This window comes from Haemophilus sp. SZY H35 (assembly GCF_018829705.1).
Lineage (GTDB): Bacteria > Pseudomonadota > Gammaproteobacteria > Enterobacterales > Pasteurellaceae > Haemophilus > Haemophilus haemolyticus_K.
Genome location: NZ_JAHKJZ010000001.1, coordinates 15,685 through 29,750, shown reverse-complemented (window position 1 = coordinate 29,750; position 14,066 = coordinate 15,685). Strand labels below are relative to the sequence as shown.

The window sequence follows — 14,066 nt, the reverse complement described above, 5'->3', positions numbered from 1 at the left end:
TGCGCCCCCTATTTTAATGGTGAATTTTTACGTTCAATGCCGTAGCGTTCGATTTCTTTGTAAGAAACCGTTTGTGCTTTGCGTTTACGTACATCCACCACAGTCACACGGTCAGTACAAGAATAGCAAGGGTCAAGGCTACCAATGATAAGCGGCGCATCTGATACTGTATTGCCACGCAACATATAACGTAAAGTTGGCCAGTTTGCATAAGTCGCTGCACGACAACGCCAGCGATATAATTTTTGGTTATCACCAAGCATTGACCAGTGAATGTCTTCACCACGCGGCGCTTCCGTGATACCTAAGGCAAAACGTCCAGGGGTGTAATTGAAACCTTCAGTGATAATCGCACCAGTAGGCAAATTATCCACCATATAATCAATGATATTCATGGATTCAAATACTTCATTTACCCGCACTTTCACACGAGAAATGACATCGCCACCTTGTTCGGTGAACATATTGAATGGTACATCACCATAGCCAGAGAAGGGGTGAATTTTACGCACATCACGTGCGAAGCCGGAACCTCTAATCATCGGTCCGACTGGGCTGAAATCACGCGCAACTTGACGATCAAGCACTCCTACGCCTACAGTACGTTGTTCCATATTTGGCGTATTGAGTAAAATATCTACCAAAGTTTTAAGCTCTTCACGCATTTCTGCAATAAGCTTAATACATTGTTCACGTTGGTGCTTCAACATATCACGACGTACACCACCGATTAAGTTGATACCATAGGTTTTACGTGCACCAGTAAGCACTTCCGCAAGTGTCATTGATTTTTCACGAACACGGAAGAATTGCATAAAGCCAGTATCAAAACCAGTAAAGTGGCTAGATAAACCTAAGTTCAATAAATGACTGTGCAAGCGTTCAACTTCCAACAAAATTGCACGAATCCATTGTGCCCGTTCAGGAATTTGAATACCTAATGCATTTTCGACAGAGTTAGCATAAGCAACGCTATGGGTAAAACCACAGATACCACACACACGGTCAGCCAAGAAATTGACTTGATCGTAATCCATTCGGGTTTCTGCCAATTTTTCCATACCACGGTGTACATAGAATAAACGGTAGTCTGCATCAATAATATCTTCCCCATCAACAAACAAACGGAAGTGTCCCGGTTCATCTGATGTAATATGGAGAGGGCCGATAGGCACAATGCGCGCTTCACCTTTTTCGTTAATAAACTCATAGGTTTCCGTTGCCGTAGTTGGATCTGGACGCAAACGGTAGTCCATAGAATCTTTACGTAATGGGTAAAGATCATCTGGCCAGTCATCTGGTAACACTAAACGACGTTGATCGGGAAGACCGACAGCTTTTAAACCGTACATATCGAACAATTCACGTTCGCCCCACACCGCAGCTTTGACTTTCGGTGTCACGGAAGGAAATTCCAGTGTGACAGGATCCACGAGTGCTTTAATCGTCACAAAAGTTTTGACGACACCTTCCATAGAAAGCACGTAATAAACGGCATAATGACCATGAATTGAACGTTCATCGTTACCAAAAACTAATGGCAACCAGCCTTCATGTTGATAGTAAAGATATTCCACCACATCAGGTAACATATTCGTTTTCACCGTTAAAGTCACTTGATTTGGTGTAGACCACTCCTCATCTAAAATTGTATTCGGAAATTTTGCATTAACGGCTTCAATATAATTTTTGCCGAGCATTTTTACCGGATCGACCGATGTATTTTTAGTTAATTCCATTTTTTCCCCCAATTGTCGATCATTTCGCTAAACTTTGCCAAGGTAAAACTAGCATATCGCCAAAGGACACATGTTCAGATCCAAGCACAATTCCTACCGCACTTTTTAGTAACTGCAAGATTGGCTCTGCAATATGGATACCCATTACAAACATTAACAACAATAGTATGGCCATTGCCGCCAAAGAGACTTTACTGACTTCGCCTGCTTCTACATTATCAGGTTGTTTGCCAAGCACTGTTTTTAATAGCATTAAGGCAAGTCCTGCAAGCACGATGGTAAGTAAAATTAAGCATAAAATAACTAACCAAGTTTTACCTGCTGTAATCCCCGCGACCACAACACTAAATTCACTCACAAACACGTTAAATGGAGGGATGCCGCCTAATGCCAACGCACCACCAGCGAAAAGCACCGCACTCACTGGTGCAACACGCCATAATCCACGCACTTGATTCATATCACGAGTTTTATATTTCAATAGAATATTACCCGATGCACAGAATAATAAGGTTTTCGCAAGACTGTGGTTGATGGTGTGAAGTAAACCTGCAAATACCCCAATTGGGCCACCAAGACCGAAAGCGAAGCTGATTAAGCCCATATTTTCGATACTTGAGTAAGCAAGCAAACGTTTAATATCAAATTGCACGATGATAAATAACGCCGCCACAAGCACTGAAAGTAAACCAAAGATCAACATTAAAGTTTGTGGAAATTCTGCACCAACTGCTTTTGAAACCAATGTGTAGTAACGCAACACCACAAGCATTGCACAGTTTAATAACACCGCTGATAAAATTGCACTCACTGGGCTTGGTGCTTCACTGTGTGCGTCAGATAACCAAGTGTGCATTGGAAATAGACCGCACTTCGTGCCGAAACCAATCAATACGAAAGCAAATGCGATATACATCAACATTGGATTTAAACCAGTGGCTTGTTGATTCACGGCTGACCAAAAAATCGCTTGGCTTGGATCGGCAAGCACGCCATTTGCATTAGCAAAGGTTAAAAGTGTGCCGTATAAACCGAAGGCAACGCCCACAGAACAGATGATGATGTATTTCCACGCGGCTTCAAGGGATGTTTTTTGTTTGTAAGTACCGACCAAAAACGCAGAGCTTAATGTTGTCGCTTCAATGGCAACCCACATTAAAATTAAGTTATTGGTGATAACTGACACAATCATCGTAAAGAAGAACAAGTGTAAAAAACCGTGGTAATGAGCATAGGTTTTAAAATCAATATGCCCTTCTTCCAATTCTGTGTTCATATAACCGATAGAATACACCCCAGCAAGTGAACCCACGACAGCAATTAAGCCTAAGAAAATGGCAGAAAGACTATCAACATACACCCAGTTGTTAAATGCACTGATACTGCCTTTTTCCAACACGCCAGAAATGACCTGTACAGAAAAGAACAACATCAAAATTAACCCGGTAATATGGAATGCGGTACAAACTGTCCGATTTTTTGTTCCGCGTAGTGCAAAGCTTTCAAAAGCGATGACTAAAGGTGCGACTAATAACGCAATTATCCATTGTTCATACATAGCGTTACCCCTTCAAACTCATAAGTTGTTTAGCATCAACAGTGTTGAAAGTGCGGTAAATTTTATTCACCAACACCACCATAATGATGACCGCAAAAATCGCATCGGTGGCAATGCCGATTTCAACTAATTCTGGCGCATTGTTGGCAAGTAAAGCCAAAGTTAAATGCGCACCGTTTTCCATTAAACAATAACCGAAAACTTGTTTCATAATATTGCGTTGGCTCACAATACACACTAAACCTAAAAGGAAGTGGCTAAGTGAGACTGACAACGCTGGTTTTAAATGTTCAACTAACGGTAAGTTCACTGGAATGACAACAAAGTAACATAAGCAAACGATGATAGATGTGATCGGGATCAACCAAGCGACATTCATTCCTGCAGGAGTTTGACTTTCGTCAATTTTTCGTAAAGAAAAGATTAAAATTCCTGGCACTAATAATACTTTCGTGATGAATGCACTAATGGACCACATATAAAGTTCGTGAGCTTGCATTTCAAATGCCAAATAAACGAATAATACCACCAATACAAGAGACTGTAAGCCATAGCACAACGCGGATTTTTTTGCGGTTTTTGCCATAATGACACAAAGCGATGTAATGATGAGTAAACTCGCTAATACATTGATCATTAACATAATTCTCTCCTTAACCCGCAAGGCCTAACCAATAGGCAGCGATAAAGCTAGAACACACAGACATCACCATTAAAATCACTAAAACAAATGTCATAGAGAATGGCAATGGTTGCGCATTTTGCACATCTTCAGATGGTTTACCGATAACACATTGACCAAATTTATAAAGCAACCAAACAAATGTTGCCGTAGATTCAATCAACGCAATCACCATTAACCAAGTTACCCATGAATATTCTTGTCCAAGGTCGAAACCTGCGGCAAATAATGGGAATTTACTGAAGAAACCATTAAATGGTGGCACACCAGCAATAGCCAACGCGGCAATACCAAATCCTGTACCAACCACAGGCATGGTGCGCATAATCCCTTGTAAGCGAGGCATTGAACGTGTACCTGTGGCATAACTCAATGAACCTGCAACCAAGAAGAATAAGCTTTTCGCAAAGGCGTGGTTAAAGATATAAGCAATCGCTGCAACAAAGGCTAATTTAGAACCTAATGCTGCAAGAGAAAGCCCGATGAAAATGTAAGAAAGTTGAGTAATAGTTGAATACGCAAGTAAGCGTTTTAAATCTGCTTGTGGCAAGTACATTAAGAAACCATAAATCAATGTAATCATTGCCATCACAATTCCCACTTCACCCACAATGTGCGGAATTTCACCAGCTGACATCACGGAACGAGCGAAAATATAGACGCCCACTTTTACCATTGATGCCGCGTGCAAATACGCACTGACCGGTGTTGGTGCTTCCATCGCATTTGGTAACCAAATTTGCATTGGAAGTTGCGCTGATTTACCCCATGCGGCAAACATCACCCCAAACAACACGATAGTTTTCGCTTCTGGCGCAAGATGCTCTAACGCCGTGATAGAGAATGTGCCAGATTGGCTAAATAAATAAGCCGCAGCAAGGTATAAACCTAATGAACCTACGTGAGTGATAATCAACGCTTTCATCGCAGCCGCCATTGCTTTTTGGCTTTGATAATAGCTGATTAATGCCCAAGAACATCCCCCAGTGATTTCAAAGAAAAGCAACTGACCCGCTAAAGTTGATGAATACACCAAGCCTGCCATTGCACCGATGAAAATCAATAAGAAAGCATAAAAACGAGGTAATCCGTTATGCGGATGTTCGCGGTTTTTATCGGTTAAATAACCACAAGAATATAAGCAAATTAAGAAACCTAAACCCACAACGGCAAAGGCAATTAACGTACTTACTGCATCTAAGGTCACGCCGAAGATTGCTGTATCACCAAATTTAACTAAATCATAGGTGACAGATTGTGCGCCATTTGCATACCACTGTGCTGCCACAGCAAGTGTGCCAAGGGTAGCAAGTGCGGCAAAAATTGTGGCGATTTTTGGGAAAGATTGTTTGTTCAACCCCACAATAAACGCACCGACAAACGGCAAAATGATTGTAATTAGTGCTAAACGTTCCATATTTCCTCCTTACAATCCTGTGAAGTAAAACACAAACGCCAACACTGAAATGCCGAAACCGACCACAGTTAAACGTCCTGTTAGCATAAAACGGGTACGAGCCAATGTGTTTTCAAACACACATGCGGCGATAAATACCACGAGCAATTTCACAAAGAAAGAAACGATGCCTAAAATGACCGCACTTACCGTGAACTCTTGTGCTGCACCGAATGGGAAAAGCACGCTCACAAAGATAGAGGCAACCACCATTGATTTTAAACTCAAACCGACTTTCAATAAGGCGAAAGACGGGCCTGAATATTCAGTAAGTGGGCCTTCTTGAAGTTCTTGTTCCGCTTCAGCCAAGTCAAATGGAATTTTGCCCATTTCAATAAAGATCGCAAAAGCAGCGGCAACTAAGGCAATTACTGTTGCAACAGGATATTGCCAAGGTTGGCTAGAAAGTGCGGTGCTAATCACTGCAAAATTTGTAGAACCTGCAATTAAAGCGATCACAATGAATGCCAACATTAAGATTGGTTCAACAAGTACGCCTAATGTCACTTCACGGCTTGCACCTAAACTTGAGAACGTACTGTTAGAATCCAAACCCGCAATTGAGAAGAAAAAGCGGAATAATGCGAACAAATAAATAACGGTGATTAAATCACTGCCTGCCCCAAACGGTGAGTGATGAGTAAACATGGGTAAACTCATCGCAACCACCATGACTGTGCTAATTAACACATAAGGCATAACACGGGATACCCAACCCGCATTATCTGGCCAAATATTTTGACGCGTCATTAATTTTGCAATGTCGCGATAATCTTGTAACAAGCCCGGGCCACGACGAGATTGAATACGAGCCCGAATCATCCGTGAAATGCCTGAAAAGAGCGGTGCTAAAGCGAGAAGAATTAACGCTTGCACAATGGCTAAAAGGAACATTCCAGCGGAAGTGGAAATTTCTGAAGGTAATGAAATCATAATTTCCTCCTACATCAACGCAATGGAAAGTAATAACACAACCAAGGCAATCACGAAGTACACGCAATAAACGCGGAAGTCGCCTTGTTGTAGCCATTGAATTTTACGACCTAACCATGGGATAAAATGCGCAATCGGCATTGTTACTTTTTCTTCCCAGAATGGTTCTGTTTTGGTTGCACCTGAAATTAATGCATTGATACCTTTTGCACCAGCAGGCGCAGGATCAAGCACTTGACGCAAGGTATAAAGTGGTTTGAAGATAATACGAAGCGGACGAGTAAAACTACCCGCAGATGCTGCCATATCCATTTCGTAAGCATAACCACAAGCCCAAGGATTGCCTTTTGCACGATCTGCCATACGATTGCCTTTGGTGTAAGCGTAATACATAAACGGCAACACAAAGAATGCAATCAACATAATGCTCACCATTGGTGTAGAAAGTGCAGTATTCGGTGTATTGCTTGCTACCACTACGCCATTTTCTGCTAAATTAAGCATGTCATTATGAGAAAGTGCGGTTGCAATATTGGCAATTATTGGAGTAACAACAGATGCGCCCACGCCTAAAAGCACGCAGAATAATGCCAAGATTGCCATCGCAATTACCATTGGTTTTGGCACTTCTCGTGCATGTGCTGCTTTTTCGCTGCGAGGTGCACCACCAAAGCTAATACCATACACTTTCACGAAACAAAGTGCGGCAAGTGCACCAGTTAAAGCAAGCATAATGATTGCAACAGGGCCTGCAATGCGTAATACCACATCATTGTGTTGGCTTAGGCTGAATAAAGATTGATAAGTAAACCATTCACTCACAAAACCATTAAACGGAGGTAATGCAGAAATTGCCATGGTACCAATCAAGAAACAGAAAGCAGTAAATGGCATTAGTTTGCCAAGTCCGCCCATTAAATCCATATCTTTTGAATGTAAACGGTACATCACAGAACCCGCACCCAAGAACAATAAGCCTTTGAATATCGCATGGTTAAGTAAGTGATATAAACCGCCAAGTAAACCGACAATAGCAAGTACAGGATTATGGATTGCCATACCAATCATACCGACACCTACACCCATCATAATAATGCCGATGTTTTCTACGGTGTGATACGCCAAAAGTTTTTTGATGTCATGTTCTGCTAAGGCATAAAGTACGCCAAGCACAGAAGAAACTGCGCCAAAAGCAAGCACAATCACACCAAACCACATATTGTGTGCGCCAAGTAGATCAATACCAACTTTGATAATCCCAAAGATACCGATTTTAACCATCACACCAGACATCATTGCAGAAGCATGAGAAGGTGCAGCAGGGTGAGCTTTTGGTAACCAGCTATGCAATGGAATCATCCCTGCTTTTGCACCGAAACCAAGAAATGCCAAAATAAATACCGTAAAGGCTAAAGGCATTGAAAGCTCGGTGTGACGGAAGCCTTCAAATTCAAAGCTACCTGCGTAGCAATAGAAAATAAAGAAAGCGATCATAATCAACACAGAACCAGCGTGAGCAATGAAGAAATACAACAAGCCCGCATTGGTTGCGTTGTCGTCTTGTTCAGTCAGTACTAAGAAGTAAGATGCCAAAGACATCATTTCAAAAAACACTAAAAAGTAGAAAGCGTTATCGCTGGTGACTAACGCAACCATTGAGGCGATAAACAAATTCATAAAGAAACCCATCGTGCCAGCGCCTTTGCCAATGTATTCTTTCACATAGGAAAAGGAATAAAGTGCGGTGATAATAACCATTAAAGAAATGACACACACCATAAACGAAGCTAATCCGTCAATACGGATTGAAAATTGGGCGAAGTCAAAAGGGGTTGAAAACACATCAACGACCGTATCGTTGCTGATAAGCACGGGAATGCAGGCAACAATGCCTAACAAGCCACCAAGTACACCGGTCACGCCGGATATATTGATTGAAAGTTGTTCATTTTTTCGCACAGCGAGAGAAATAAACGCACCAATGACATAAATCAACAAGGACGTGATGAGTAAACTGATTGAAGAACTCATAATTTCACTCCATTGATTAACGAGTAAACAAACAATAAATTTTTATCTTGGCACGACAGGAGAACCCATCATTGCCATTTCGCGTTTTTTGCGATTTGCTTGTTCGATACTCTCATCACTAATTAAGAATAAAGTTTTTGTTGGGCAAGTTTGCATACAAGCAGGACCTTCTTCACGGAAATAGCAAAGGTCGCATTTCACCGCAATGGCTTTTACACCTGGTTCCCATGCAAGCATATTGTGAACATCGGTATTATTCGGTGCAGTGCGAATATCACGTTTTACCGCATCAGTGAAAGAAAAACTGTCATAATGGTTTGGTGCATCTAATGGTGCGCTACCATGCTGTGTAATCGCCCCAAATGGACAAGCGATAGCACAAAGTTTACAGCCAATGCATAAACTTTCATTGAGTTGAATGGTGTCATTATCATGCTTTATCGCGTGCACAGGACATACTGTAGCACAAGGTGAATCATCACAATGACGACATAAGATCGGCACAGTAATATCGTCGTTGCGCATTACTTGTAACCGCGGAAAGGATTGTAATCCAAAAGCTTTGTGTACTTCGCTGCAAGCAGCCATACAGGTATTGCATCCAATGCAATCTTTCGGATCACCTATAACAAAACGGTTCATATTTTCCCCCAAATTATAATAGATAGAAACAGAAAGTAAGTGGAGGGCATTACACCCAAACGTCCAATAACCACTCTGGAAATAAGGATACTCCTTCGGAGTTACCCAGACTAGAGTAAAACAATTGTTTTATTGACTGAGATCATAAATTTTTTCGATTTTTTAATGCGTAAAATAATTATTGAGATTGACTCTTATTTCCATAGGTTATGATTGTAAGCAATTGAATTAATTAGCGTTATAATTATTAATGGAATGTTAAAATGCTGTTGATAATGTTTCATTTAGGTCGATACTTAAATATGAAAGTGCGGCAATTTTAAGTTTAATTTGCTACACAATCTTAAATTAAACTAATTTTATCTTTACTTCTTATCTATTTTTTAGTTTAATTTACTATGTAATCTTAAATTAAACTTAATTTTTATCATGTCAGATTTTTATTCACGTCAAATACAACCTTTATTGCAAACTTTGATAAAACAATTTCCAGCAATTCTCATTACTGGCCCACGCCAAGTAGGAAAATCCACGTTGTTACAGCATATCAGCAAAGAACATCAATATATTACCTTTGATGATCCTATCTTGCTCGCTCAAGCACGTAACGACCCCACCTTATTTATGCTCAACCATCAAGGCAAATTAATCCTTGATGAAGTACAATATGCGCCTGAATTATTTTCCAGTTTAAAACTTGCCATTGATAAACAAAAAATCAATGGGCTCTTTTTGCTCTCCGGATCACAAGCTTTTCAACTGATGCAAAATGTTACCGAAACCTTAGCGGGTCGTATTGCAGTATTAAAATTACAAGGATTTTCTCTGCGTGAAATTCAAGAAGTGGTGTTTTATTCGCCTTTTCTGCCTAATATGGATTATCTCAACACGCGCGAAAGACTTATTAAACCTGTAGAAAATATTTGGCAAATTATTCATCGAGGCTATATGCCACGCCTATATCAACAAGAAACCAGCTGGGATATTTATTATGCATCCTATGTTTCTACCTATATTGAACGAGACGTACACACACTCACCAATATCACCAACATCACTGATTTCACGCGATTTATGATCGCTATCGCCGCACGAAGTGGTGAATTACTAAATTACAGCAATGTTGCGCAAGAAGTTGGTGTTTCCGTTGATACCATTAAACGCTGGACGACAATTCTCGAAACATCAGGCATCATTTATCTGCTTCAGCCGTATCACAATAATCATCTAAAACGTGCAATCAAAACACCGAAAGTTTATATGATGGATACTGGTTTAATGGCTTGGTTAACTAAATGGTTGACACCGGAAACTATTCAACAAGGGGCAAAGAGCGGTCAATTTTTTGAGACTTTTGTAGTAAGTGAAGTCATTAAATCTTTCTACAATAACGGCATTGAGCCACCTATTTATTTTTATCGCGATACCAATCAAAAAGAAATCGATCTTTTGATTGAACATAATCGCACACTCTACCCCATCGAAATTAAGACTACTGCCAGCCCCAACAAGAAAATGACAAAAGCTTTTGGTATTTTGAAAGATAATCTCCCGCCCGATGAAATCCAAATAGGGAACGGCGTGATTATTAATCAATATCCGCAAAAATTATGGCTTGCAGAAGATTTGGTGGCATTGCCAGTGTGGTGGATTTAAAAATAACAAATTTTGACAAAGATCAGATTTCACTTTTCTATTTCAAGTTACTATAAATACACTCAATATCACATCAGGAAAAATGATGAAAGGAATCGAATTACGTATAAAAGGAAAAGTACAAGGCGTGGGATTTCGCCCGTTTGTATGGCTTATAGCCAATGAATATGGATTAAAAGGCGATGTCAATAATGATGGCCAAGGCGTACTCATCCGTTTTATCGAACCAGAGGAAAAGAGTCTTACTGCGTTTCTACAGGACTTACAGACAAAACTTCCTCCTTTAGCATTAATTACGGATATCCAACAGCAAGAAAAATATTGGGAGGATTTACCGCACTTTTCAGAATTTGTTATCCGTGAAAGTGAAAATAATGACATGGATACACAAATTGTACCTGATGCAGCAACCTGTTCTGCTTGTATCGCTGATTTGTTTGACACTCAAAATCGTCGCTATCACTACCCTTTTACAAATTGTACTCACTGTGGCCCACGTTTTACGATCATAAAAAAAATCCCTTACGATCGTAAAAATACATCTATGTCTGATTTTCCATTTTGCCCTGATTGTGAGCATGAATACAAAAATCCCGCAGATCGTCGTTTTCATGCCCAACCTAACGCTTGTAACGTTTGTGGACCACACATTTGGTTACAAAATCAATATCAACAACTTTCAATGCATGAAAATGCGCTAAAACAAACTGCTGATTTACTCAAAAAAGGTAAAATTATTGCGATAAAAGGCATTGGAGGTTTCCATTTAGCCTGTGATGCACAAGCTTTTCATACCGTTCAATTATTACGTGAACGTAAACATCGACCTAGCAAGCCACTTGCCGTAATGGTGCCTAGTTTAGATTTTCTACAAAACCTAACGCCAGCTGAAATTAAATTACTCACTAGCACAGCTGCACCAATAGTCTTATTAAATAAATATAAAGTGCCGAATTTAGCAGAAAATATTGCACCCAATCTAAATGAAATCGGCATTATGTTACCAAGTAATCCATTACAACATTTACTTTTACGAGAGATAAATCAACCACTTGTAATGACGTCTGCCAATCCGAGTGGAGAACCGCCCGTACTAGATAACCAAGGTGCGGTAAAAAAATTAAGTCATTTGGCTGATTTCTATCTTTGCCATAATCGTGATATTTTACAACGCGCAGATGATAGTTTAGTTCGCGTAGCCTTTGACGGTGTGGAAACCTTACGTAGAGCAAGAGGATATGTACCCGATGAAATCGTCCTAAATACCCAAACTGAAAAAAATATTTTGGCATTGGGTTCCGATCTTAAAAATACCTTTTGCCTACTCAAACAAAATAAAGCCATTGTCAGCCAACATATTGGAGACACAGCGAATGAACTGATACAACAACAATTAGAAAATAACATTGATTTATTTTGTCAAATTTATCAATTTAAACCAGATTTAATTGCGATTGATGCTCATACTGGCTACTTTTCATCAAAAGTAGGCAAAAATCTGGCAAAAAAATTTTCTATTCCTTATGTCACTGTCTTACATCATCATGCACATATTACAGCCGTATTAGCCGAACATCATTGCAAGGAAAAAGTTATTGGCATCGCATTAGACGGTATTGGTATGGGCGCGAATGGACAACTTTGGGGCGGAGAATGTTTGCTTGTAGAGGGAGAAACTTGCCAACATCTTGGTGGATTACCTGCCGTGGCGTTACCTGGCGGTGATCTTGCAGCAACTCAACCTTGGCGTAATTGGATCGCCCATTTACAACAATTTGTTCCTCATTGGCAAACATTTGCAACAAAAACTTGCTCTCATTTACCTTGGGAGCCCCTTACCAACGCCATTCAACGAAAACTTAACTCACCTCTCATCTCATCAGCAGGAAGATTATTTGATGCGGTCGCCTATGGTTTAGGGATTACAGAGACTAAACTCTCTTGGGAAGGAGAGGCAGCTTGCCATTTAGAAGCGCTTGCTACACAATCTGATTTTATTAAAGAAAACAAAAGCACGATGAATATTCCCGTTAAAATGGCAATTAAAGATAATCAATTAGATTTATCAACTTTCTGGCAAAGCTGGCTTGCTTACGACACATCTAAAGCTAATAAAGCCTTTGCTTTCCATTATGCCTTAGCACAAGGCTTTTCAGAATTAGCACGGAAACAAGCACTATATCATCATTGTAAAACTATCGTACTTTCTGGTGGCGTGATGCATAATCAACTCTTACGCAAACTATTAAAAGAAAATTTAGCAGAATTTAATGTGTTAAGTGCCCATCAATACCCTATGGGCGATGGCGGGTTGAGTTTAGGGCAAGCAATGATAGTCGCAAATTTATCTGACTAATAAAAAACGCGTGGAATACTAACACGCGCTTTTATTATCAAATATAGCAGTAATACTATTTCACATGACAGCTTATAGCCGTTTCGACATAAACAATTATCTGAGTGGCAATATCAATCCCGCTTGTTTTTTCAATCATTTCTAAGCCTGGGCTTGCATTCACTTCTAAAACCAATAATCCATTTTTTGAATGAATTAAATCCACACCAGCTACATCTAAACCGATAGCTTTTGTTGCTCTAATGGCTATCTGTTTCTCGTCATCGCTTAGGGTAATTTTTTCGGTTTTTCCGCCACGATGACAATTTGCCCGAAACTCACCATCTTGTCCAATTCTCTGCATCGTTGCCACAACTTGATCACCAATCACAAAACAACGAATATCCGCATTGCCCGCTTCTTCGATAAAATCTTGCTGCAACATAGATATATTGCTTTGCTTAAAAGCTTCCATAATGCTCACCGCACTTTGTGGTTTTTCAGCCAAAATTACCCCAATTCCTTGTGAACCATTTAGCGTTTTTAAAATTGTCGGTGAACTGATATGAGATACCGTCGCCTGAGCCAACACTTCACCGCCGCTTAAAAGTGAATTGGGAACTCGAACACCTGCATTCAACAACACTTGCAAACTTTTCCATTTATCACGCGCATTTAAAAATGCCTGAGATGAATTTAAACAAAAAGCCCCTTTGCCTTCAAAATGCTGTAAGACTGCACATCCCATTTGCGTACTCGTTGTGCCAAATCGAGGCAAAATGGCATCATAATCAGGCAATAAATAAGGTTTCGACTCGGAATTTTCTTGATAAAAAATCTGAAAGTGCGGTGGATTTTGTGAGAGTTTTAATAAGCAACGATTCGGATCTAAAATATCCATCTCATGCCCTTGGTGTTTCGCAGCTTCTTTTAAGCGTTGGCAACTGTAAAGACGAGGTTCGCGGCAAAGCATTAGTAATTTCATAATATTTAACTCATTGTCTACGATGTTCCGTATATTACACGAATAAAAA

Annotated in this window: 10 protein-coding genes; 2 read left to right on the top strand and 8 right to left on the bottom strand. The window is 40.1% G+C overall.

Annotated features, from left to right (window positions below; genetic code table 11):
- Positions 1–8: 8 nt before the first annotated feature.
- From KP710_RS00115 to KP710_RS00085, 7 genes are read right to left on the bottom strand one after another with little or no spacing between them, the layout of a single operon-like run.
- Positions 9–1,739, bottom strand: a complete 1,731-nt coding sequence (locus KP710_RS00115; protein WP_005634689.1) for a hydrogenase large subunit — start codon at positions 1,737–1,739, stop codon at positions 9–11.
- Between the two features lie 19 nt (positions 1,740–1,758).
- Positions 1,759–3,297, bottom strand: a complete 1,539-nt coding sequence (locus KP710_RS00110) for a hydrogenase 4 subunit F (RefSeq protein WP_005636980.1) — start codon at positions 3,295–3,297, stop codon at positions 1,759–1,761.
- Positions 3,298–3,301: 4 nt separating this feature from the next.
- Positions 3,302–3,940 (bottom strand): hydrogenase 4 membrane subunit, encoded by a 639-nt coding sequence (gene hyfE, locus KP710_RS00105; protein ID WP_140450159.1) that lies wholly within the window; start codon positions 3,938–3,940, stop codon positions 3,302–3,304.
- A gap of 10 nt (positions 3,941–3,950) precedes the next feature.
- Entirely contained in the window at positions 3,951–5,396 is a 1,446-nt protein-coding gene (locus tag KP710_RS00100) for a hydrogenase 4 subunit D (protein ID WP_215770822.1), read from the bottom strand.
- Between the two features lie 9 nt (positions 5,397–5,405).
- Positions 5,406–6,368, bottom strand: coding sequence for a respiratory chain complex I subunit 1 family protein (locus KP710_RS00095; protein ID WP_005631964.1), 963 nt, complete (start codon positions 6,366–6,368; stop codon positions 5,406–5,408).
- 9 nt (positions 6,369–6,377) lie between these two features.
- Positions 6,378–8,399, bottom strand: coding sequence for a hydrogenase 4 subunit B (gene hyfB, locus KP710_RS00090; protein ID WP_215770821.1), 2,022 nt, complete (start codon positions 8,397–8,399; stop codon positions 6,378–6,380).
- A gap of 42 nt (positions 8,400–8,441) precedes the next feature.
- Entirely contained in the window at positions 8,442–9,041 is a 600-nt protein-coding gene (locus KP710_RS00085) for a 4Fe-4S dicluster domain-containing protein (RefSeq protein WP_046938549.1), read from the bottom strand.
- Between the two features lie 429 nt (positions 9,042–9,470).
- On the opposite strand from KP710_RS00085, the gene KP710_RS00080 reads away from it, so the two are divergent.
- Both KP710_RS00080 and hypF read left to right on the top strand, forming a co-directional pair.
- Positions 9,471–10,697 (top strand): ATP-binding protein, encoded by a 1,227-nt coding sequence (locus KP710_RS00080; protein WP_140524320.1) that lies wholly within the window; start codon positions 9,471–9,473, stop codon positions 10,695–10,697.
- An 85-nt stretch (positions 10,698–10,782) separates the two neighbouring features.
- Positions 10,783–13,053, top strand: coding sequence for a carbamoyltransferase HypF (gene hypF / locus KP710_RS00075; protein ID WP_140524322.1), 2,271 nt, complete (start codon positions 10,783–10,785; stop codon positions 13,051–13,053).
- Between the two features lie 55 nt (positions 13,054–13,108).
- Here the strand turns inward: hypF and KP710_RS00070 are convergent, their stop codons facing one another.
- Complete coding sequence (locus KP710_RS00070) at positions 13,109–14,017, bottom strand: RimK family alpha-L-glutamate ligase (RefSeq protein ID WP_048953566.1); 909 nt, start codon at positions 14,015–14,017, stop codon at positions 13,109–13,111.
- Between the last annotated feature and the right edge of the window lie 49 nt (positions 14,018–14,066).